General features: G+C 63.7%; 21 protein-coding genes. 7 read left to right on the forward strand and 14 right to left on the reverse strand.

Annotation, left to right across the window (positions count from 1 at the left end; translation table 11 throughout):
- Positions 1-25: 25 nt before the first annotated feature.
- From AC56DI_RS14320 to AC56DI_RS14335, 4 genes are all read left to right on the forward strand, one after another.
- Positions 26-883, forward strand: a complete 858-nt coding sequence (locus AC56DI_RS14320; protein WP_496346767.1) for a PA5502 family lipoprotein — start codon at positions 26-28, stop codon at positions 881-883.
- Between the two features lie 185 nt (positions 884-1,068).
- Entirely contained in the window at positions 1,069-2,076 is a 1,008-nt protein-coding gene (locus tag AC56DI_RS14325) for a methionine ABC transporter ATP-binding protein (RefSeq protein WP_496346768.1), read from the forward strand.
- On the forward strand, positions 2,076-2,753 hold the full coding sequence (locus tag AC56DI_RS14330) for a methionine ABC transporter permease (RefSeq protein WP_324519715.1): 678 nt from the start codon (positions 2,076-2,078) through the stop codon (positions 2,751-2,753). The genes AC56DI_RS14325 and AC56DI_RS14330 overlap by 1 nt, the downstream gene beginning before the upstream one ends.
- A gap of 79 nt (positions 2,754-2,832) precedes the next feature.
- A complete protein-coding gene (locus tag AC56DI_RS14335; protein ID WP_496346769.1) occupies positions 2,833-3,609 on the forward strand; it encodes a MetQ/NlpA family ABC transporter substrate-binding protein in 777 nt (258 codons plus the stop codon).
- A 213-nt stretch (positions 3,610-3,822) separates the two neighbouring features.
- Here AC56DI_RS14335 and AC56DI_RS14340 read toward each other — a convergent pair whose 3' ends face one another.
- From AC56DI_RS14340 to AC56DI_RS14360, 5 genes are read right to left on the reverse strand one after another with little or no spacing between them, the layout of a single operon-like run.
- On the reverse strand, positions 3,823-4,458 hold the full coding sequence (locus AC56DI_RS14340) for an SCO family protein (protein WP_496346770.1): 636 nt from the start codon (positions 4,456-4,458) through the stop codon (positions 3,823-3,825).
- A complete protein-coding gene (cyoE, locus tag AC56DI_RS14345; RefSeq protein ID WP_496346771.1) occupies positions 4,455-5,354 on the reverse strand; it encodes a heme o synthase in 900 nt (299 codons plus the stop codon). Before cyoE ends, AC56DI_RS14340 begins: the two co-directional genes overlap by 4 nt.
- 18 nt (positions 5,355-5,372) lie before the next feature.
- The gene (locus AC56DI_RS14350) at positions 5,373-6,428 is read right to left on the reverse strand and encodes a COX15/CtaA family protein (RefSeq protein WP_496346772.1); all 1,056 of its coding nucleotides are present in this window, start codon (positions 6,426-6,428) and stop codon (positions 5,373-5,375) included.
- A gap of 9 nt (positions 6,429-6,437) precedes the next feature.
- Positions 6,438-7,007: a PA_0111/PP_0108 family redox-active disulfide protein gene (locus AC56DI_RS14355; protein WP_324519708.1), complete on the reverse strand. Its 570-nt coding sequence runs from the start codon at positions 7,005-7,007 to the stop codon at positions 6,438-6,440.
- The gene (locus AC56DI_RS14360) at positions 6,985-7,713 is read right to left on the reverse strand and encodes an SURF1 family protein (protein WP_496346773.1); all 729 of its coding nucleotides are present in this window, start codon (positions 7,711-7,713) and stop codon (positions 6,985-6,987) included. Before AC56DI_RS14360 ends, AC56DI_RS14355 begins: the two co-directional genes overlap by 23 nt.
- Before the next feature lie 70 nt (positions 7,714-7,783).
- On the opposite strand from AC56DI_RS14360, the gene AC56DI_RS14365 reads away from it, so the two are divergent.
- The gene (locus tag AC56DI_RS14365; RefSeq protein WP_324519706.1) at positions 7,784-7,987 is read left to right on the forward strand and encodes a twin transmembrane helix small protein; all 204 of its coding nucleotides are present in this window, start codon (positions 7,784-7,786) and stop codon (positions 7,985-7,987) included.
- A 40-nt stretch (positions 7,988-8,027) separates the two neighbouring features.
- Here the strand turns inward: AC56DI_RS14365 and AC56DI_RS14370 are convergent, their stop codons facing one another.
- Genes AC56DI_RS14370 through coxB form a run of 4 tightly spaced genes read right to left on the reverse strand, consistent with a single transcriptional unit; the run spans position 8,028 to position 12,209 of the window.
- Positions 8,028-8,918, reverse strand: coding sequence for a cytochrome c oxidase subunit 3 (locus AC56DI_RS14370; protein ID WP_496346774.1), 891 nt, complete (start codon positions 8,916-8,918; stop codon positions 8,028-8,030).
- A 14-nt stretch (positions 8,919-8,932) separates the two neighbouring features.
- Positions 8,933-9,481, reverse strand: coding sequence for a cytochrome c oxidase assembly protein (locus AC56DI_RS14375; protein WP_496346775.1), 549 nt, complete (start codon positions 9,479-9,481; stop codon positions 8,933-8,935).
- Entirely contained in the window at positions 9,481-11,079 is a 1,599-nt protein-coding gene (ctaD, locus tag AC56DI_RS14380; protein WP_496346776.1) for a cytochrome c oxidase subunit I, read from the reverse strand. Before ctaD ends, AC56DI_RS14375 begins: the two co-directional genes overlap by 1 nt.
- 5 nt (positions 11,080-11,084) lie before the next feature.
- Positions 11,085-12,209 (reverse strand): cytochrome c oxidase subunit II, encoded by a 1,125-nt coding sequence (gene coxB / locus AC56DI_RS14385; protein ID WP_496346777.1) that lies wholly within the window; start codon positions 12,207-12,209, stop codon positions 11,085-11,087.
- Between the two features lie 356 nt (positions 12,210-12,565).
- On the opposite strand from coxB, the gene AC56DI_RS14390 reads away from it, so the two are divergent.
- Positions 12,566-13,225, forward strand: a complete 660-nt coding sequence (locus AC56DI_RS14390; protein ID WP_496346778.1) for a hypothetical protein — start codon at positions 12,566-12,568, stop codon at positions 13,223-13,225.
- A 51-nt stretch (positions 13,226-13,276) separates the two neighbouring features.
- Here AC56DI_RS14390 and AC56DI_RS14395 read toward each other — a convergent pair whose 3' ends face one another.
- On the reverse strand, positions 13,277-13,552 hold the full coding sequence (locus AC56DI_RS14395; protein ID WP_496346779.1) for a YheV family putative zinc ribbon protein: 276 nt from the start codon (positions 13,550-13,552) through the stop codon (positions 13,277-13,279).
- Positions 13,549-15,597 (reverse strand): oligopeptidase A, encoded by a 2,049-nt coding sequence (gene prlC / locus AC56DI_RS14400; RefSeq protein ID WP_496346780.1) that lies wholly within the window; start codon positions 15,595-15,597, stop codon positions 13,549-13,551. Before prlC ends, AC56DI_RS14395 begins: the two co-directional genes overlap by 4 nt.
- Before the next feature lie 133 nt (positions 15,598-15,730).
- Here prlC and AC56DI_RS14405 point away from each other — a divergent pair, with 133 nt between their 5' ends.
- The gene (locus tag AC56DI_RS14405) at positions 15,731-16,273 is read left to right on the forward strand and encodes a gamma carbonic anhydrase family protein (protein ID WP_496346781.1); all 543 of its coding nucleotides are present in this window, start codon (positions 15,731-15,733) and stop codon (positions 16,271-16,273) included.
- Here the strand turns inward: AC56DI_RS14405 and AC56DI_RS14410 are convergent.
- Genes AC56DI_RS14410 through AC56DI_RS14420 form a run of 3 tightly spaced genes read right to left on the reverse strand, consistent with a single transcriptional unit; the run spans position 16,270 to position 20,790 of the window.
- On the reverse strand, positions 16,270-17,646 hold the full coding sequence (locus tag AC56DI_RS14410; RefSeq protein ID WP_496346782.1) for an efflux transporter outer membrane subunit: 1,377 nt from the start codon (positions 17,644-17,646) through the stop codon (positions 16,270-16,272). The genes AC56DI_RS14405 and AC56DI_RS14410 overlap by 4 nt on opposite strands.
- A 13-nt stretch (positions 17,647-17,659) precedes the next feature.
- Positions 17,660-19,627: a MacB family efflux pump subunit gene (locus tag AC56DI_RS14415; RefSeq protein WP_496346783.1), complete on the reverse strand. Its 1,968-nt coding sequence runs from the start codon at positions 19,625-19,627 to the stop codon at positions 17,660-17,662.
- Entirely contained in the window at positions 19,621-20,790 is a 1,170-nt protein-coding gene (locus AC56DI_RS14420; RefSeq protein ID WP_496346784.1) for an efflux RND transporter periplasmic adaptor subunit, read from the reverse strand. Before AC56DI_RS14420 ends, AC56DI_RS14415 begins: the two co-directional genes overlap by 7 nt.
- Positions 20,791-20,802: the final 12 nt, after the last annotated feature.

Raw genomic sequence — 20,802 nt, forward strand, 5'->3', positions numbered from 1 at the left:
TTTGCACAATCAGAGACGCGCAGTTATGAAGTCGTTCATCTCCCGTTGCCTGCCCCTGCTGTTGGTTTCCCTTTTGACCAGCACCGCCTTCAACGTTGCCCACGCCGCCGATGACGAGTTGCCGGTCGACGATCTGGTCAGTGCCTTTCGCAACCTCGACCAGAGCATCAGCCGTGGCCAGTTGCAGCAAGCCGAAAGCCAGTTGGCCAGCCTGCGCCAACGCGCCGCCGGCGACACGCGCCTGGAGCAATACCAGCGACAACTGGCCGAAAACCACCTGCAACAGGGCCAAACCGCGCTGAAAAACGGCGATCTGAATGGCGCCAGCGCATCCCTCGGCAAGGCTCGCGGCCTGCTGCCACAGGCCCCGGCTCTGACCAGCGGCCTGGACAACGCCATTGCCAAAGCCCGTGTCGCCGAACTGGCCGCCGCCGAGCAAGCGCAATTAGCAGCAAAACAGGCCGCGGCCAAACAAGCGGCGGCCAAAGCCGAACAGGCCCGCCAGCAGAAACTCGCCGCCGAACGTGCCGCCGCGCAGAAGAAAGCCGCAGCCGCACTGGCCGCCAGCCAGGTGCCGGTCGCCCCGGCCAAACCGCAGGCCCAGCTGATCAAACCGGACGCCGCCAGTAGCACCATCAGCCTGTTGATGCTCGACGAGAAGGACAACGACGGCCTGCGCAAGCTGCTCGATGGCGTCGCGGCCGACGTGGTCAATTTCGACTGCGCGGTGCAGATCGACGTGCGCCAGGCCAAGGACTTCCCCTGGGTCGCGGCGCTGCTCTCGGCACGGGTGAAAAAACTCGACCCGGCCTTCAAGCTGCAACTGAGCCAAGCCCTGAATGCCGAGCAAGTGCCGCAACTGGTGCTAACGCCCAAGCCCTAAGCCCCCACGGCACAGGCTTGCTAGGATGGGTTGAGCGCAGCGATACCCATCCTACGGTCACCGGCTACCGACTATTTTGGCTATAACCATAGATCGACAAAGATTTTCGTGATCTATGCAGCGCCCGGTAAACTGCCGGCCTTTGTGCCCACCCGGCACCTCGACAAGCCCACAAGGTTTCTCCCGTGATCGAATTCCATCACGTCCACAAGACGTACCCCGTCAATGGTCGCGAGATCAGCGCCCTGCAAAGCACCGACCTGCGTATCGAACGTGGTGAAGTGTTTGGCCTGATCGGCCATTCCGGCGCCGGCAAGAGCACCCTGCTGCGCCTGATCAACCGCCTGGAAGAGCCTTCCGGCGGGCGCATCCTGATCGACGGCGAAGACGTTACCGCCCTCGATGCCGCCGGCCTGCGGCGTTTTCGCCAGCGCGTCGGAATGATCTTCCAGCACTTCAACCTGCTCAGCTCGAAGACCGTGGCCGAGAACATCGCCCTGCCGTTGCAACTGGCCGGCAGCTACACCCGTGGGCAAATCGACAGCCGCGTGGCCCAACTGCTCGAACGCGTCGGTCTCGGCCAGCACGCGAAGAAATACCCGGCGCAATTGTCGGGCGGGCAGAAACAGCGCGTCGGCATCGCCCGCGCCCTGGCCACCGAGCCGAAGATCCTGCTATGCGACGAGGCCACCAGCGCCCTCGACCCGCAGACCACCGCCTCGGTGCTGCAACTGCTGGCCGAAATCAACCGCGAGCTGAACCTGACCATCGTCCTGATCACCCATGAGATGGACGTGATTCGTCGGGTCTGCGACCGCGTGGCGGTGCTGGATGACGGCGCGATTGTCGAGCAGGGCCCGGTGACGCAGGTGTTCCTGCACCCGCAGCACCCGACCACCTGCCGCTTCGTGCAGGAAGCCGAGCATGTTGATGAAGATGGCCTGCGCGATGACTTCCGCCATGTGCAGGGGCGCATCCTGCGCCTGACTTTCCAGGGCGAAGCCACCTACGCGCCGCTGCTGGGCACCGTGGCGCGCGAGACCGGGGTGGATTACAGCATCCTCGCCGGGCGCATCGACCGGATCAAGGACACCCCCTACGGCCAGCTAACCCTGGCCCTCACCGGCGGTGATCTGGATGCTGCCCTGGCGCGCTTCCAGGCCGCCGACGTGCACCTGGAGGTGCTGCGCTGATGGACGCCTTACTGACCCGCTGGCTGCCCAACGTCGACTGGACGGAAATCGGCTACGCCAGCCTCGACACCCTGAACATGCTCGGCGGCTCGCTGCTGTTCACTGTGCTACTCGGCCTGCCGCTAGGTGTGCTGCTGTTTCTCTGCGGGCCACGCCAACTGTTCGAGCAGAAGGCCCTGTATGGCCTGCTGTCGCTGCTGGTCAACGTGCTGCGCTCAGTGCCATTCGTGATCCTGCTGATCCTGATGATCCCGCTGACGGTGCTGATCACCGGCACCTCGCTCGGCGTGGCCGGGGCCATCCCGCCGTTGGTGGTCGGTGCCACACCGTTCTTCGCCCGCCTGGTGGAAACTGCTTTGCGTGAAGTCGACCGCGGCATCATTGAAGCCACCCAGGCCATGGGCGCCAGCACCCTGCAGATCATCTTCCGCGCCCTGTTGCCGGAAGCACTGCCGGGCCTGATTGCCGCAGCCACAGTGACGGCCATCACCCTGGTGTCCTACACCGCCATGAGCGGTCTGATCGGCGGCGGCGGCCTTGGTGACCTAGCCGTGCGCTACGGTTACCAGCGCTATCAGCCGGACGTAATGGCGGTGACGGTGATCCTGCTGCTGATCCTCGTGCAAATCCTGCAATCCACCGGCGATAAGCTGGTGGTGCATTTCTCCAGGAAATAAAAAGCTCCCACACGCAAACGCCTGGCAGGCGAGCGGCTATCCGCCGCAGCCTGCATTACCCCCCACAAGGAACTTGATGATGAAAAACCTGCTCGCTAGCGTTGCCGTTCTGGCCGCCTTCACCGGCGCCGCCCAGGCTGAATCCATCAGTGTGGCTGCCACCGCCGTGCCCCACGCGGAGATTCTCGAATTCGTTAAACCAGCCCTGGCCAAGCAAGGCGTAGAGCTGAAGATCAAGGTCTTCACCGACTACGTGCAGCCCAACGTGCAGGTTGCCGAAGGCCGTCTGGATGCCAACTTCTTCCAGCACCAACCGTACCTGAATGAGTTCAACAGCAGCCGCGGCACCGATCTGGTGAGCATCGCCGGCGTCCACGTGGAGCCCTTCGGCGCTTACTCGAGCAAGATCAAGAGCCTGGCCGACCTGCCGCAAGGCGCCAACGTGGTGATCCCCAACGACGCCACCAACGGCGGCCGCGCCTTGCTGCTGCTGCAAAAAGCCGGCGTAATCACCCTCAAGGACGACGCTGGCATCACCGCCACCGTTAAAGACATCGCCAACAACCCGAAGGCCATCAAGGTTCGTGAACTGGAAGCCGCCACCCTGCCGCGCGTACTGGCCCAGGTCGATCTGGCGTTGATCAACACCAACTACGCCCTGGAAGCCGGCCTCAACCCGAGCAAAGACGCTCTGGTGATCGAAGGTAGCGACTCGCCGTACGTCAACATCCTGGTTGTCGACAGCAAGAACAAGGACGCCGCCGACCTGCAGAAACTGGCCAAGGCGCTGAACAGCGCCGAGGTCAAAGCCTTTATCAACGACAAGTACAAAGGTGCCGTGGTGCCGGCGTTCTAAGCGAACGTCGACGATCTGCTGCGCGTCGGCCATACAGCGTTAGAACTGGCCTCGGGTGCTCATTTACAACTCGTAAACTCCGCGCCCGAGGCCAGTTCTGCCTTGTCTGACTCTAGCTCGCGAGATCGTAAACTGGCCAAAGCGCTACGCAAAAGCCCGCTCAGTTGAGCGGGCTTTTTTGTTTCTGCGCCGGCAGCCAGGATTGCATCCGGGCTACGCGTCGGGGACCAGCAAGGCCGGCAACTGCGCCTTGAGCTTCTGGTTATTCAGCGGCGCACGGATAAAGCCGCGCTGGCGGCCGTCGGGACCGACGATAACCAGATTGCCGCTGTGATCGACGGTGTAGTTTTCCTTACTGGTATCCGCCGGAATAAACGGAATGCTGACGCCGTTGGCCAGCTTCTGGATGCTCGCCTGCTCGCCAGTCAGGCCCTGGAAGCCGGCATCGTAGTAACCCAGGTAGGTCTTCAGTTGCGCCGGGGTGTCCCGGTTGGGATCGACGCTGACCAGAATCACCTGCAGGTTGTTGCGCGCCGCCTCGGGCAGCAAGGTGTTGAGCTCACGCAGCTGGGCGAGGGTGGTCGGGCAGATGTCCGGGCAGAAGGTGTAGCCAAAGAACAGCAGGCTCCACTTGCCCTTGAGCTGATCCACCGCCACCGCCTGGCCGTCCTGATTGGTCAAGCTCAGGGCTGGTAGGCTGCGGCTTTGCGGCAACAGCACGATCCCGGCATCGAGCAGGGCCGCCGGATCGCCCTGACTGGAGCTGTTGAACACTTTGTTGACAGTCAGGCCGAGGACCAGGGCAATGATGGCGACGAGGATAAAGACGGTTTTCTGGATACGGGTCATAGGCTCAATAACAAATAGTGGTCGACGAGAAGGGCGATAAACAGCAAAAACAGGTACCAGATACTGTACTTGAAGGTGTTGATCGCCGCGTGCGGCTGGCTGTCGCGGTACAGCACCCAGGCCCAGTGCAGAAAGCGCGCACCCAAGGCGACAGCGCAGGCCAGGTAGAGCAGGCCGCTCATATGGATGGCGTACGGCAGCAGGGTAACGGCGAACATCATGCAGGTGTAGAGCAGGATGTGCACCTTGGTGTAATGCTCGCCATGGGTCACCGGCAGCATGGGGATGTCGGCCTTGGCGTATTCCTCCTTGCGGTGAATGGCCAGGGCCCAGAAGTGCGGCGGGGTCCAGGCGAAGATGATCAGCACCAGCAGCAACGGCTCGGCGCTGACATGCCCGGTTACTGCGACCCAGCCAAGCAGCGGCGGCGCAGCGCCAGCCAGGCCACCGATGACGATGTTCTGCGGCGTGGCGCGCTTGAGAAAGCCGGTGTAGAGCACCGCATAACCGAGCAAGGACGCCAGGGTCAGCCAAGCAGCCAGCTCATTGGTGAAGGCCAGCAGCAGGGCCATGCCGGTGACCGCCAACAGCAGGGCAAAGGCCAGCGCCGCCACCGGCGACAAACGCCCGGCCGTCACCGGGCGTTTGTGGGTGCGGGCCATGATCGAGTCGATACGCCGGTCGACCACATGATTGACCGCCGCCGCCGCGCCGGCACACAGGCCGATACCAAGGTTGCCGAACACCAGCACCGGCCAGGCCACGCCGGCGCGTGTGGCGAGGAACATACCGACCAGCGAGGTGATCAGCATCAACACCACCACCCGCGGCTTGGTCAGTTCCAGATAGTCGCGCCAGCTGGCGTGCTCTTGTTGGGTGCCGAGTAGAGTAGCCATAGCGGTCTCTCCTTATTGTTATGCGTACGGCAGCTGGGCGCTGCGCGTCGGGTCCTGCGAGCTGCGTTCGGGCGTCGCGGCCACGGCCATGACGGAGGGTCTGCGTAGACGATAGTTGATAGAAACCAGAGTCAGCAGCAGCACGGCACCGCCGAGGTTATGGGCGACGGCCACTGCCAGTGGCAGCTGCAGCAGCACGTTGCTGATGCCCAGGCTGATCTGCCCGGCCAGCGCCAGCAGCAACAGCGCCGCCAGGCGCGCCTGGCCATGGCGCTTGAGCTGCCAAGCCAAGAGCAGCAGCAACAGGGTCACCAGCACAGCGCCTAGGCGGTGAGTCATGTGAATGGCGGTACGCGCATCGCTGTCGAGCTGACCGCCGAGGTAATTGGGGCCGATGTGCTGAGTCAGGTGAAAGCCGTTGGCAAAATCCATCGCCGGCCACCACTGGCCATGGCAAGTCGGCAGATCGACACAGGCCACCGCCGCATAGTTGCTGCTAACCCAGCCGCCCAGGGCAATCTGGCCGATCACCAGCAGCAGGCCCAACACCGCCAGGCGACGCAGGCGAACACTTAACGCGGGCAGCGCGGGCCAGCGGGCGGACAGCCGCAAAGTCAGTAACAGCAGCAAACTCAAGGTCGCGAAACCACCGAGCAGGTGTGCGGTAACCACCTGAGGCCAGAGCTTGAGGGTTACAGTCCACATGCCGAACGCCGCCTGCAGGGTCACCAGCCCCAGCAACAGCAACGGCAGTTTCAGCGGTTGGCCGGGCTCACGGCGGCGCCGTAGGGCCTGAATCGCCAGGGCCAGAATCAGCAGGCCGAGGCTCCCGGCAAAGTAGCGATGGACCATCTCGTTCCAGCCCTTGTGCGCCTCAACCGGCGCCTGCGGGTAATGCTGCTCGGCATGGGCCAACTGCTCGGCGCCCTGCGGCACGCCGATAAATCCATAACAGCCGGGCCAATCCGGACACCCAAGGCCGGCATGGGTAAGGCGCGTATAAGCGCCCAACAGCACCACTAGCAGAGCCAGCGCGGTGGCAAACAGGGCAAGGCGATATCTAGGCTTGGCCATATAGCTTCCTTAACCGATATTCGACAGCTTCAGCAGCAGGCGCAGGTCATTGAGGATCTGCTTGCCATTGGCCGTGGCGTCATAGCGCAGCACTAGGTTGCCGTGAGGGTCGATGATCCATAGCTGCGCCGCCGGATCGCCATGACGCAGGCGGTCATGCTGCTGGCGGTCGAGGGCCAAGCGAGCGAGTTGCGGGTATTCCGTCTGCAGCTGGCTCTGCAGGCTAGGCGCCAGCGGCTCGGCACTGGCCAGGGCATGGCTGGCGCGCCCCGCCTCACGGCCAAGACCGATCTGGATCTGCCGAGCCAGATACACCAGTTGCTGGCAGTCACGCTGGCAGCTGGCAGGGGCCGTGACCAGCAGTTGCCAGCGGGTTTCCGCCGCGGCCACACCCAGCTCGGCGCGGCTCTGCCCGTTGCCGATCAGCTCGCCGTGATAGTTGCGGCTTTCTGGCACCCAGAATTGCCATTTATACATGGCAGTCGCCAGCAGGATCGGCCCGATGGTGGCCGCCAGCAGCAAGAGCAATTGCAGGCGCCCACGACGCCCCGGAGTTTTAGCGTGACTGACTGGCTGCATCGGACTGCTCCTTGGCATTACGGATACCGAAATAGATAAACAAACAGGCCAGCGCCACTGCCAGGGCAAACCACTGCACGGCATAGCCCAGGTGTTTCTCCGGACCCATGGCCACCACCGCCCAGTCCGCCTGATAGGCTGCCGGCCCCGGCAACAGGCGCAATTCATAAGGCCAACCGGCGCGCCCCAATTGCCGCCACAGGGCGCCCGCATCGACGCGGGTCAGCAGCTGCGGCCAGGCATTGCCCGGCTGGTCGGCCTGCAACTGAAAACTTTCCCCCGGCGCCACGTAGATCCAAGCCTGTAGCTGCAGCGCCCCCGCCGGGGTGCTGAATGCCACAGGGGTACGCCGATCCGGCCACGGCAACCAACCGCGGTTGAGCAGCAACCACAGGCCACTGGGTTGATCGTAGAAAGGTTGCAGCAGCTCGACGCCAACCCGGCCATCGCGGGTGCGGTTATCCAACAGCAGGCTGTGCTCGGCATCGAAGTAGCCACGCAGCAAAACCCGCTGGAAGGCCGGATCGGCGCTGCGCTCCAGCTCGCCGATAGGCTGAGCTGGCGCCTGCCGGCGGGCCTCCTGACTGGCCAGTAAGGCGCTCTTTTCGTCCGCCCGCTGCAGCTGCCAACCGCCAAGGGCCAGCAGCAACGCCAGCAGTACCAGCACCACCAGCGTGGGCAGCAGGCCAGGACGAAAGGCCCTCATGGGCGCCCCCCGAACATCACGAACTGGCTGGCTATACTGCTGTGCATCACCCCTCCCCAGGAGTCACGCCATGCTCAAAGCGGCGATCGTCATCTTGCTGTTGGCCACCGTGGCCAGTCTGTTCAGCGGCTTGTTCTTTCTGGTCAAGGACGAAGGCCAAGGCACCCGCCTGGTCAATGCGCTGACCTTACGCGTGACCCTTACCGGACTGACCGTGGCCCTGTTGGTCTGGGGCTTCTACAGCGGTCAACTGGTGTCCCACGCGCCCTGGTAAAGACATCGCGACAGCCCCCTGGCCTGCCGCGGCCGACGCGCTACAGCACGTAGACGAAGACGAATAGGGCGATCCACACCACATCGACAAAGTGCCAATACCAACTGGCAGCCTCGAAGCCGAACTGATGCTCGGCATCGAAATGGCCGCGCAGAATGCGCACCAGCATCACAGCCAGCATCACCGTGCCGAGGGTGACGTGGGCACCGTGAAAACCCGTGAGCATGAAGAAGGTCGAGCCATAGATACCCGAGCCCAGGGTAAGCCCCAGTTCGCGGTAAGCCTCGACATACTCCACCGCCTGAAAGCCGAGAAAGGTCACGCCCAGAACAATGGTCAGCGCCAGCCAGGCCTTGAGCAACGCACGCTTGCCGTGTTTAAGGGCATGGTGGGCGATGGTCAGGGTGACGCTGGAGCTGACCAGCAGCACGGTGTTGAGCAGCGGTAGATGCCAGGGGTCGATGACCTCCTTGGGTGCCGGAAACAGCTTGGGATCGGGGGTCTGCAACAGCGGCCAGACGTACTCGAAGTTCGGCCAGAGCATGTTCGCCACGCCCTTGGCGCCATCGCCACCCAGCCAGGGGCCGGCAAAGGTACGGACGTAGAACAGCGCGCCGAAGAAGGCAGCGAAGAACATCACCTCGGAGAAAATGAACCAGCTCATGCCCCAACGGAACGAGCGATCCATCTGCGCGCTGTACAGGCCAGCGCGACTCTCCTTGATGACCGCACCGAACCAGCCGAACAGCATATAGGCGAGAAACAGACCGCCGATGGAGAAGATCAGCGGGCCATTGGAGTCGGCGCGCTGGGCGCTCATGTCGTTAAACCAAGTAGCCAAGCCGTACACCGAGGTGCCCATGCCAAGGGTGGCGATGATCGGCCATTTGCTCTGGGCGGGAACGTAATAGTGTTCGTGGGGCTGAGTCATGATGCGTGTTCTCCTTATCGGCCTGCTACGGGCACAGGCGCTTTACGCGCAGTGAGATCGAACAGCGTGTAAGCCAGCGTCAGGTGCTTCACATCCGCCGGTAAATCTCTATCGACGATAAAACGCACCGGCATTTCAATTCGTTCGCCGGGCTGCAACACCTGCTGGGTAAAGCAGAAACATTCGGTCTTGTGGAAGAACGCCGCCGCCTTGGACGGCGCCACGCTGGGAATGGCCTGGGCGGTCATCGGCTGGTCGCTGGGGTTATGGGCAACAAACAGCATTTCGTTGCTCGCCCCCGGATGCACCGCCAACTCATCGGCCAGCGGCCTGAACTCCCAGCTCATCCCGGCGGCATTGGTGGCGAGAAACTGCACGCGCACCTGGCGCGCCTCATCCACCGTCTGCGCGCCGTCATAGGCGCCGGCGGTTTTGCCGTTGATGCCGAATGCCTGGCACATCACGTCGTAGATCGGCACCAGGGCAAAACCGAAACCGAACATCACCACCACCAGCATCAGCAGGCGGAGGATCAAGCGGCGGTTGGCCGAGGCGCCGTGCATTACTTGATCTCCGGCGGGGTCTGGAAGGTGTGGTAGGGCGCCGGCGACGGCAGCGTCCACTCCAGGCCTTCGGCGCCGTCCCAGGGTTTGTCTCCGGCCGGTTTGCCGCCGCGGATGCACTTGATGACGATAAACAGGAAGAACAACTGGGTGGCGCCGAACATAAAGGCGCCGATCGACGAGATCATGTTGAAGTCGGCGAACTGCAGGTTGTAGTCAGGTATCCGCCGCGGCATGCCGGCCAGACCGACGAAGTGCATGGGAAAGAAGGCCAGGTTCATGCCGACGAAGCTCAGCCAGAAATGCAGCTTGCCGAGAGTCTCGTCGTACATGTGCCCGGTCCACTTCGGCAGCCAATAGTAGGCCGAGGCGAAGATGCCGAAAATCGCCCCCGGCACCAGCACGTAGTGGAAGTGCGCCACCACGAAGTAGGTGTCGTGGTACTGGAAGTCCGCCGGGGCGATGGCCAGCATAAGCCCGGAGAAACCACCGATGGTGAACAGGATGACGAAGGCCACGGCGAACAGCATCGGAGTTTCGAAGGTCATCGAGCCTTGCCACATGGTGCTGACCCAGTTGAACACCTTCACCCCGGTGGGTACGGCGATCAGCATGGTGGCGTACATGAAAAACAGCTCGCCGGTGAGCGGAATCCCCACGGTGAACATATGGTGCGCCCAGACGATAAACGACAGGAAGGCGATGCTCGCCGTCGCGTAGACCATCGAGGTGTAGCCAAACAGCGGCTTACGGGCGAAGGCCGGGATGATTGCACTCACCGCGCCGAAGGCGGGCAGGATCATGATGTACACCTCGGGGTGACCGAAGAACCAGAACACGTGCTGGAACAGCACCGGGTCACCGCCGCCGGCAGCACTGAAGAAGCTAGTGCCGAAGTGGATGTCCATCAGCATCATGGTCACGCAGCCCGCCAGTACTGGCATCACCGCGATCAGCAGGAAGGCAGTGATCAGCCAGGTCCAGACGAACAGCGGCATCTTCATCAGGGTCATGCCGGGGGCGCGCAGGTTGAGAATGGTGGCGATGATGTTGATCGCCCCCATGATCGAACTGATGCCCATCAGGTGCACGGCGAAGATAAAAAAGGTCACGCTTTCCGGCGCGTAGGTGGTCGATAGCGGCGCGTAGAAGGTCCAGCCGAAGTTCGGCCCGCCACCTTCGCTAAACAGCGTACTGACCAGCATGCCGAAGGCCGCCGGCAGCAACCAGAAGCTGAAGTTGTTCATCCGTGGCAGAGCCATGTCCGGCGCGCCGATCATCAGCGGCACCATCCAGTTGGCCAGACCGACGAAGGCCGGCATCACCGCACCAAAGACCATGATCAGACCGTGCATGGTGGTCATCTGGTTGAAGAATTCCGGCTGCACGATCTGCAGGCCCGGCTGAAACAGCTCGGCGCGAATCACCATGGCCATGGAGCCGCCCAGCAGGAACATGGCGAAGCTGAACCACAGGTACATGCTGCCGATGTCTTTGTGGTTGGTGGTCAGTACCCAGCGCATCAGGCCCTTGGCCGGGCCATGGGCGTGGTCGGCATGACCATGGCCGCTGTGGGTGGAGTCGATCACTGCACTCATGTCCGTTACTCCTGAGCCTTTTTGAACGCGAGGATGTCCTTGGGCGTGACCATGTCACCAAGCGTGTTGCCCCAGGCGTTGCGTTCGTAGGTGATGATCGCGGCGAGATCGACTTCAGACAGTTGCTTGCCGAAGGCGGCCATGGCGGTGCCGGGCTTGCCGTTGACGACGATGCCGATATGCCCGGCGGCCGGGCCGGTGGCGATAGCCGAGCCCTTGAGTGGCGGAAACATCGGCGGCAGGCCTTCACCTGTAGGCTGGTGGCAGGCCGCGCAGTTGGTCAGGTAAGCCTTCTCGCCACGGGCCATCAGCTCGTCCAACGTCCATTCCTTGCTGGTCAGCTCCTTCTCCGCCAAAGCCGCCTGTTTGCGTTCGGCCAGCCACTTGGCGAAGTCCTCTTTCGACTTGGCCTCGACCACCACTGGCATAAAACCGTGGTCCTTACCGCACAGTTCGGTGCACTGGCCGCGGAAAATGCCTGGCTCGTCGATGCGCGTCCAAGACTCGTTGACGAAGCCGGGGATGGCGTCCTTCTTCACCGCCAGCGCCGGCACCCACCAGGAGTGGATGACATCGGCAGCGGTGACCAGGAAACGCACCTTGGTGCCCACCGGAATTACCAACGGCTGATCGACCTCCAGCAGGTAGTTGGCATCCTTGGCGGTCTCGTTGTGGATCTGGCTCTGCGGGGTGGCCAGGTTGCTGAAGAACTCCACGTCCTGACCCAGGTATTTGTAATGCCACTTCCACTGGTAACCGGTGACCTGAATGTCGAGCTCCGACTCGCTGGAGTCGTAAATTTCGATCAAGGTCTTGGTCGCCGGGATCGCCATCACCACCAAGATCAGCAGCGGTACTACGGTCCAGAGAATCTCCACCGTGGTGCTTTCATGGAAGTGGGCCGGCTGCTGGCCGGTGGAGCGACGGTGCATGATCATCGACCAGAACATCACGCCGAAGACCACGACGCCGATCACCACGCAGATCCAGAAGATGGTCATGTGCAAATCGAAAACGGAGCGGCTGACCTCGGTCGCACCGGGCGCCATGTTCACGGTCCAGGCTGCGTGGGCCTGGCTGAACATGGCCCACAGCAGGAGGCCCATCCAAACTCGTGGATGTCGCATCATTGCGGGTTCCCCTTATCGTTTTTGTTATCCCGCCGGCTGAGCCTGCGGCGAAGGGAACGGCAGCCAAGACTGCTGGCTAAACGGCCGTCACCCCAGCTGCAGAGCAGTCGGGCTTAATCAGGTCACGCCTTGCGCTTGTGAGTATAGACAGCCACTGCGACATAACAACGCAGGGGCAAACTATCTCTGAAAGACTTGCGCCAGAGCAGTGCAAAACCTGGCGAGGGGAGGTTATGCGGCGTCGATAGCCTCATCGCGCACTCGCATAACAGTGACTAAATTATGACAATTAGGTCTTAGGCCATTGCGCAGAGCAGCTAACGTCTGTGCGTTGCCATTCCCACTCAGGAGCCTTCATGAACACCGCCGCCTTGCGCCAGCTGATCCAGCGCGCCCACCAGCACGAAGCCGCCACAGGCCAACTGGCCCGGCAGCTCGATACCCAACTGGAGCGCCTGCATCCGTCCATTCGCCTGCCTGTTGAAGATGCCCAGGGTGTACTCGAGCGCTTCGTCGCCGCCTATATCGATCAGGTGCCTGAGCTGCTGGATGCCGCCGACGCCGTCGCCCGCGAAGTCGGTATCACCGCGCAAATCAAACCGGTGTTAAAGATTGCCGAAGAGTATTTTCTCCAACCACAGGCCTTGCTGAACGGCCATGACGGCCTCGACGGCCTGCTGGATGAAGCCTACCTGGCACATCGTTTGATCGAAGAAATGAATGATCGCTACATCCGCCAATTCGGCCAGGCGTTAATCCCGATGGACACCACGGTGGCCAACTTGATTGCGCACCAGCTGATCGGAGAAACGTTTGCCAATCAGCTTGATGACGCCGTGCACCTGACAGTTGAAGGCATGCTCAATCCGAGCCATTTTGATCCGCAGCTGTTGCAGGCCTACCGCGAGCAACTGGATGACCCGCAGGTGGTCGCCGCATGGCAAAGCTGGCCATGCCTGTCCCGCCACCTCGGGGTCGAGCTGGAGCTGCCCGAGGCACAACGGGCCGCCAGCTGACGCCAAACGGTTGCGGCGCACGCGCCCGTTGCAGGCGCGGCAGGCCGGCGCTTAGGGCGCCGGCTTTTTCAGTTTCGGATTGGGGAAAAACTGCACCGATTGGACCTTGGGGTCCGCCGATTTGGCAGCGGCCTTATTGACCCGTGTGCCAATTTCCTTGGGCACCGACTGGCCCTGCTCGTTGAGGGTGTCGGCATAGCCGCAGCCCACACACTCGCGGTGCGGCACGCCGTCCTCGTCCCACATCTGGATCTTGTCCAGTTCGCTACAGGCCGGGCACACCGCGCCAGCAATAAAGCGCCGCTTGCTGATCATCACGTCGCTCATGCCACGTCCTCGGTCAGGCCGCTATGACGCAACAACGCGTCGATGCTCGGCTCACGGCCGCGGAAGTCGACGAACAGCAGCATCGGTTCCTGAGAACCCCCTCGGGCGAGGATTGCCTCGCGGAAGGCACGACCGGTCTCGGCATTCAGCACGCCATCTTCTTCAAACTTAGAGAAGGCATCGGCGCTCAACACTTCCGCCCACTTATAGCTGTAGTAACCGGCCGCGTAACCGCCAGCAAAGATGTGCGCAAAGCTGTTGGCGAACCGGTTGTAGACCGGCGGACGCATGACCGAGACCTCGGCGCGGATGCCTTCCAGCACGTCCAGCACACTGCGGCCGTCGCCATGGGTGGCGTGCAGCTCGAAGTCGAACAGCGAGAATTCGATCTGCCGCACCATCATCAGTCCGGACTGGAAGTTCTTCGCCGCCAGCATTTTCTCCAACAGGTCCTGAGGCAACGGCTCGCCCGTTTCGAAGTGACCGGAGATCAGCGCCAGGCCTTCCGGCTCCCAGCACCAATTCTCCATAAACTGGCTCGGCAGCTCGACCGCGTCCCAGGCCACGCCGTTGATGCCCGAGGCACCGGCATGTTCGACACGGGTCAGCAGGTGGTGCAGGCCGTGACCGAATTCGTGGAACAGGGTGGTGACTTCATCGTGGGTGAGCAGCGCCGGCTGGCCATTCACCGCGGGGGTGAAGTTACACACCAGGTTGGCCACCGGGCTGATCAACTCGCCATTGGCCGCGCGGCGCTGATCGCGGGCGCCGTCCATCCAAGCGCCTCCGCGCTTGTTGGCACGGGCATAGAGGTCGAAGAAGAAGCGGCCAACGTGCTGACCATGCTCGTTGATCTCAAACAGGCGCACGTCCGGGTACCAGCTGTCGAAACCAGACAGTTCCTTGATCTGGATGCCGTAGAGCTTCTCGACAATGGCAAACAGGCCGGACAGCACCTTGTCGATCGGGAACCAGGCACGCACCTGTTCCTGGGAAATGCTGTAGCGCTGCTGACGCAGCTTCTCGCTGTAGTAACCGACGTCCCAGCTTTGCAGGTCACTGCAACCCTGCTCGGCGGCAAAGGCTTGCAACTCCTGCAGGTCGCGGGTGGCGAACGGCTTGCTGCGCACCGCCAGATCGCGGAGGAAATTCAGCACCTGCTCGGTGGACTCGGCCATCTTGCCGGCCAGCGACAGTTCGCTGTAGTTGGCGAAACCGAGCAACTGGGCCAGCTCCTGGCGCAGGTCGAGGATCTCGCTCATCAGCGGACCATTGTCGAACTGGCCGGCGTTCGGTCCCTGGTCCGAGGCACGGGTGCAGTAAGCGGCGTAAAGTTCTTCGCGCAGAGCGCGGTCATCGGCATAGGTCATCACCGCGTAGTAGCTGGGGAACTCCAGACTGATCAGCCAACCGTCCAGTTCCTTGGCTACCGCAGCCTGTGCCATCTGTGCCTTGGCCGAGTCGGTGAGGCCGGCCAACGCTGCCTCATCGGTAATGTGCTTACTCCAGGCCTGGGTGGCATCTAGCAACTGGTTGGAGAAGTTGCTGGTCAGCTCCGAGAGTTTCATCTGGATCGCGCCGTAGCGCTGCTGGCCGGCAGGCAGCAGGTCGATGCCGGACAGGCGGAAGTCGCGCAGGGCGTGCTCCAGAATGGTCTTCTGCGCCACGTCGAAACCGGCGGCGGCCGGGCCGCTGGCCAATGCCTGATACGCCTCGAACAGGCCGCGGTTCTGGCCCAGCTCGGTCCAGTATTCCGACAATTTGGGCAGGCAAGCCTCGTAGGCGGCGCGCAGCTCGGCACTGTTGCACACGGCATTGAGGTGGCTGACCGGACTCCAGGCGCGGGACAGGCGCGCGCCGAGCTCGTCCAGCGCCAGCACCAGGCCATTCCAGCTCGGCGCGGCATTTTGCTGGGCCAGCAGCTGGGCAATCGCCACGCGGCTGTCAGCCAGAATGGCGTCGACGGCTGGCTCGACATGTTCCGGGCGGATCGCGGAGTAGGGCGGAAGATCGAAGTCTTGCAACAGCGGATTGTCGGCAGTCACGGGATGTACCTGTAGAGTTCGTGGGGCGCGGGCCTGCGCCTGCAGACGAGAGGAAAACGACGCTGCTCTCGTCTGTGCATGGCCGTCATCTTAATTACAATCGCGGCCGACCGCAGCTCAGGAGATTTCTATCGTGGCGATTCGAACGTATCAAGGTATGACGCCGCAGCTGGGTGAGCGGGTGTTCGTCGATGAGAGCGCCGTGGTTATCGGCGATGTACACCTGGGTGCCGACAGCTCGGTATGGCCGCTGACGGTGATCCGCGGCGACATGCACCGCATCCGCATCGGCGCACGCACCAGCGTGCAGGACGGCAGCGTATTGCACATCACCCACGCCGGGCCATTCAACCCGGACGGCTACCCGCTGATCATTGGCGACGAGGTGACCATCGGCCACAAGGTCACCCTGCACGGTTGCACCCTCGGCAACCGCATCCTGGTCGGCATGGGCAGCATCGTCATGGACGGGGCCGTGGTAGAAGACGACGTGATCATCGGCGCCGGCGCCCTGGTGCCGCCGGGCAAGGTGCTTAAAAGCGGCTATCTCTACGTTGGCAGCCCGGTAAAACAGGCGCGGGCACTGAGCGACAAGGAACGTGCCTTCTTCAGTTACAGCGCCGGCAATTACGTAAAGCTCAAGGATCTGCACCTGGCCGAAGGCTTCGACGCCTAACGCGCGGTTGCATCCACCTGCCAGCCGCCGCCAAGGGCGCGATACAGCGCCACGCCGGCCTGCAGGCGTGCCAGTTGCAGTTGCGCGTTGTCGTCCTGAGCGGTGTACAGGGTGCGTTGGCTGTCGAGCAGGGTCAGTAAGCTGTCGGCGCCAGCGCGGTAGCGTGACTCGGACAGGCGGAAGGCCAGCTCGGCTTGCTCCAGCACTGCCTGTTGCGCCTGCCATTGCCCTTCCACGCCGGCCAGACTGTTGAGTGCCAGTTGCACATCGGCGAAGGCGCTGACAATGCTGCGGCGGTACGCCGCCAGCAGTTCCTCGCGCTGAGCCTCGGCCAGGTCACGGCTGGTGGCCAGGTAGCCACCGTCGAAGATCGGTGCGAGCAGCGCAGAACCCAGCGAATAGATCGGATCGGCAAGTACGTCGGACATCCGTTCGGCATTGCCGCCGACCGTAGCCGTCAGGTTCAGGCGCGGCAGCAACGCGGCGCGGGCGGCCTGTACGTCGGCATCAGCGGCGGCCAGTTGCGCTTCGGCGCGGGCCAGGTCCGGGCGACGCCGCAGCAGGTCACTGGGCACGCCGGCGCCGATTGTCGGTAATTGCAGGGCCTCCAGCGGCTGCTCGACCAGGTTCAGGCCGGCACTGCTGCCCTGGCCGAGCAATACGGCAAGGGCCACGCGGCTGTCGTCAGCCTGCTGGCTCAGCGCAGCCAGGGCGCGGCGCTGTTCAGCGACCACCCCGCGTTGCTGGGCCAGTTCCAGACTGGTGGCGGCACCGGCGCGCTGGCGCGACTCGACGGTGCGCAGCACCCGTTCGGCGTTGTCCAGATTGAGCCGGGCGATGCGCAGGCGCTGGTCCAGGCCGATCCCCTGTAACCAGCTCGACACCACGCCGGCGCTAAGGGTGACCTGCAGCGCCGCGCGGTCGAACTGGCTGGCGCGCAGGTCGGCCAGGGCGCTGTCGCGACCGGCGTCGAGGCGGCCCCACAGGTCGACTTCATAACTGGCCGCCAGCCCCGCCGAATAGCTATTGCCCGCCACGTCGGCATCGCCACCCAACCGCCCTTCACGACCCGCGCCGAGGGTGCCATCGAGTTGCGGCAACAGCGGCGCACCAGCCATGCGCGCGCTGGCTTCGGCCTGGCGTACGCGAGCGACGGCGGCGGCCAGATCGTCGTTGAGCACCAGTGCCTGATCGACCAGGCGATTCAGCTCGGGATTGGCGAAACCCTGCCACCAGTCCGGTGCGATCTGCGCGCTTACCCGCAGCGCATGCTGCCACTGCGCGGGAGCGGCCGGGGTGACCACGGCGGGCGGCGGGCTGGCGCAGCCATGCAGCACCAGTAGGAGAGGCAGGTACAACAGGCGGTAATTCATTAGGGACGTCATCCTATTCCGCCGCCAACGCGACAACCGGGTCGAGCGCCGCCGCGGTCTTCGCCGGCAGGTAACCAAACAGCAGGCCGGTGGCCACCGCGCAGGCAAAGGCGGCGAGCATGGCGCTCAGGGAAAAGATCAGCGGCACGTTCCACAGGATCAACGCCGCACCGACCAACAGGCCGAGCAGCACACCGATGCTGCCGCCGACCAGAGTCACCAGCACCGCTTCGCCGAGGAACTGGCGGAGGATGTCGCGCTGGCGGGCGCCGGTGGCCATGCGGATGCCGATTTCACGAGTGCGTTCGCGCACGGTCATCAGCATCACGTTCATCACCCCTATGCCACCGACCAGCAGCGACACGGCGGCGATCAGACCGAGCATGCGGGTCATGCTGTCCTGAGTGTCGGCCTCGGCCTGGACCTTGGCGGCGGCATTGTCCACCTGGAAGTCCTCACGCCCGTGACGCGCCAGCAGCAGCTCGCGCACCGCCTCGCCGGCAGCCTTGACCTGACTGGAGGAGATCGCCGTGAGGGTGGCGTACTCAGGCTCGAGAATGTCCTGATAGACCCGCGCGCGACCAGACTTGTAAGGGATAAAGACCATTTCGTCGTAATAATCGGCGCCGGATTCCTTGCCCTTCTCGGCCATCACCCCGATGACCTCAAACGGCGCATCGCCAATCAACAACTGCTGACCCAGCGGGTTCGGCTCGTCGCGGAAGAACTGCTGGCGCGCCTTGTGCCCGAGCACCACCACCGGCGCCAGCGCCTCATCTTCGGCAGCGTTGAAGAAACGCCCCAGGGCCAGCGGCCAGTGGTGGATGGCCGGTAGCTGTTCGTTGCTGGAATAGACGTAGATATCGCGCGAGACGTTGCCGTACTGCACGGTGCGCGAGTTGCCGATCACCGGCGTGGCCAGGTCGACTTCCGGCAGCGCGGCCACGGCCAGCATATCGGGCTCACTGAGCACGCCCCAGGGGCCGCCTTCCGGCGGTTGCGCGGCGTACAGGTAAAGGGTGGTCGCGCCCATCGAAGCCATCTGCGCCATGACTTTCTGCTTGGTGCCCAAACCAATGGCGAGCATGACGATCACCGAAGCCACGCCAATCACGATGCCGAGCAGGGTCAACGCGGTGCGAAAGCGGTTCAGCCACATCACCCGCCAGGCCGAGCGCGCCACCTCGTCGAAGGTCTTCCACCAGGGCAGCCGCTGGCCCTGCCCGGCCGCCGCCATATCTGGCGCCGGCAGCGCTTGCGCTGAGGGCTGGGGCCAGCCATCCGGTGCGCCGCTGTCGCTGACGATCTCGCCGTCGCGGATCTCGATTACCCGCTGCGCCTGGGCGGCCACGTCGCGGTCGTGGGTGATCAGGATCACCGTATGCCCGGCCGCCGCCAGCTCACGCAGCAGCGCCATGACCTCCTGGCCACTGTGCGAGTCGAGGGCGCCGGTGGGCTCGTCGGCGAGGATGATGCGCCCGCCATTCATCAAGGCGCGGGCAATCGATACCCGCTGCTGCTGGCCACCAGAGAGCTGGCTGGGGCGATGCTCGAGGCGCTCACCCAGCCCCAGACGAGTGAGTAGAGCGCTGGCGCGCTCACGGCGTTGTTCGGCGGGCATGCCGGCGTACAGCGCAGGGATCTCGACGTTCTCACGGGCTGATTCGGTGGCGATCAGGTGGTAGCCCTGGAACACAAAGCCGAACGCTTCGCGGCGCAACCAGGCCAGTTGGTCGGCATCGAATTCGGCAACATCGCGTCCGGCGAAGCGGTAGGTGCCGGAGGTCGGCCGGTCGAGGCAGCCGAGCAGGTGCATCAGGGTCGACTTGCCGGAGCCGGACGCGCCGACGATGGCGACAAACTCGCCAGCGCCAATGGCCAGGCTGACGCCGCGCAGCACCGCCACTTCCGGGGCGCCGTCGTGGCCGCCATAGCAGCGGCGGATGTTCTGCAGTTCGATCAGCGGCGGGGTGCTTACCACTGGAACCTCGCCGCGTGGGTGTCCGGCAGCTCGGCGGTGATCAGTTGTTCCTGCTCCTGCAGGCCGTCGAGCACTTCAACACGCTGGCGGCTGCGCGCACCGATGTGCACCTCTCGCGCCTGCGGGCGGCCTTGGGCGTCTAGTACGCGGGCGCGGAATAGGCCGACCTGACCGTCGACTGCCTGCAGCGCTTCCAGCGGCGCGGTGAGTACGTCGCGGGCGGCGGCGGTGACGAAGGTGACCTGGGCGGTCATCTGCGGCATCAACTCGCCGTCATCGTTGTTCACATCGAACAGCACGGTGTATTGCACCGCCTTCATCGCCACCGGTGCACCACCAGCATCGCCGGATGCCGCGGGCGGTAGCGGCGGCGAAGGGAGGACCTGGCGGATCTTCGCGTGCCAGCGGCGGCCGTCGCCACCGAGGGTGGTGAAGTACAGACCAATGCCCGGCTTGAGCTGACGGATATCTGCCTCGGACACTTTGGTCCAGGCGGTCATGGCCGAGAGGTCGGCAATACGCAGCACAGTCGGTGTCTGGTAGGTGGCGTTGAGGGTCTGGCCCTGCTTGACGTCGACGCCGAGCACGGTGCCGGCAATCGGCGCGTAGAGGCGGGTGTAACTGAGCTGCGCCTCGTTGCCCTTGAGCCGCGCCTGGCTTTCGGCGATGTGCGCGCGCAGCTGCTTGAGCCGCGCCTGGGCGGCTTTCAGCGTGGCAGCGGCGACCTGCACGTCTTCCTCACGGGTCGCCTCGTCCACCGCCAGGCGCTGCTGGCGCTGGTGCTGCTGCTGTGCCAGGTCGAACTGCGCCTGCTGTTCTTCCAACTGCGCGCGCAGGCCATCCAGTGCCGCTCGGTCGGCTTCGACCGTGGCCTGGTGCAGGCTGGCGTCGATCTCGGCGAGCAGCTGGCCCTTCTCGACCTGAGCCCCCGGCTCGACATGCAGGCGGGTGACCTGGCCGGACACCTGCGCACCGACATCCACCGATTCGCGCGGCTGTAAGGTGCCGATGGCCACCACCGTGGCCTCGATATCACCACGGCTGACCGCCTCGGTCGCAAAGACCGGGCCTGACTCGCCACGCCACAGCCAGCCGCACAACAGCAACAACACCAGCACGGCCGGTAATCCACGGAGCAGGATGGAGCGGGAAAGGCGGTTCATCGGTTACTCGTT

The organism is Pseudomonas sp. BGA-UO-ETr-WB11, from assembly GCF_059567785.1.

Bases quoted from the DNA above. Each gene is read 5' to 3' on its own strand.
- AC56DI_RS14320 (WP_496346767.1), top strand. From the start codon at position 26: ATGAAGTCGTTCATCTCCCGTTGCCTGCCCCTGCTGTTGGTTTCCCTT.
- AC56DI_RS14330 (WP_324519715.1), top strand. From the start codon at position 2,076: ATGGACGCCTTACTGACCCGCTGGCTGCCCAACGTCGACTGGACGGAA.
- AC56DI_RS14335 (WP_496346769.1), top strand. From the start codon at position 2,833: ATGAAAAACCTGCTCGCTAGCGTTGCCGTTCTGGCCGCCTTCACCGGC.
- AC56DI_RS14340 (WP_496346770.1), bottom strand. From the start codon at position 4,458: ATGACCCGTATCCAGAAAACCGTCTTTATCCTCGTCGCCATCATTGCC.
- cyoE (WP_496346771.1), bottom strand. From the start codon at position 5,354: ATGGCTACTCTACTCGGCACCCAACAAGAGCACGCCAGCTGGCGCGAC.
- AC56DI_RS14350 (WP_496346772.1), bottom strand. From the start codon at position 6,428: ATGGCCAAGCCTAGATATCGCCTTGCCCTGTTTGCCACCGCGCTGGCT.
- AC56DI_RS14355 (WP_324519708.1), bottom strand. From the start codon at position 7,007: ATGCAGCCAGTCAGTCACGCTAAAACTCCGGGGCGTCGTGGGCGCCTG.
- AC56DI_RS14360 (WP_496346773.1), bottom strand. From the start codon at position 7,713: ATGAGGGCCTTTCGTCCTGGCCTGCTGCCCACGCTGGTGGTGCTGGTA.
- AC56DI_RS14365 (WP_324519706.1), top strand. From the start codon at position 7,784: ATGCTCAAAGCGGCGATCGTCATCTTGCTGTTGGCCACCGTGGCCAGT.
- AC56DI_RS14370 (WP_496346774.1), bottom strand. From the start codon at position 8,918: ATGACTCAGCCCCACGAACACTATTACGTTCCCGCCCAGAGCAAATGG.
- AC56DI_RS14375 (WP_496346775.1), bottom strand. From the start codon at position 9,481: ATGCACGGCGCCTCGGCCAACCGCCGCTTGATCCTCCGCCTGCTGATG.
- ctaD (WP_496346776.1), bottom strand. From the start codon at position 11,079: ATGAGTGCAGTGATCGACTCCACCCACAGCGGCCATGGTCATGCCGAC.
- coxB (WP_496346777.1), bottom strand. From the start codon at position 12,209: ATGATGCGACATCCACGAGTTTGGATGGGCCTCCTGCTGTGGGCCATG.
- AC56DI_RS14390 (WP_496346778.1), top strand. From the start codon at position 12,566: ATGAACACCGCCGCCTTGCGCCAGCTGATCCAGCGCGCCCACCAGCAC.
- AC56DI_RS14395 (WP_496346779.1), bottom strand. From the start codon at position 13,552: ATGAGCGACGTGATGATCAGCAAGCGGCGCTTTATTGCTGGCGCGGTG.
- AC56DI_RS14410 (WP_496346782.1), bottom strand. From the start codon at position 17,646: ATGAATTACCGCCTGTTGTACCTGCCTCTCCTACTGGTGCTGCATGGC.
- AC56DI_RS14420 (WP_496346784.1), bottom strand. From the start codon at position 20,790: ATGAACCGCCTTTCCCGCTCCATCCTGCTCCGTGGATTACCGGCCGTG.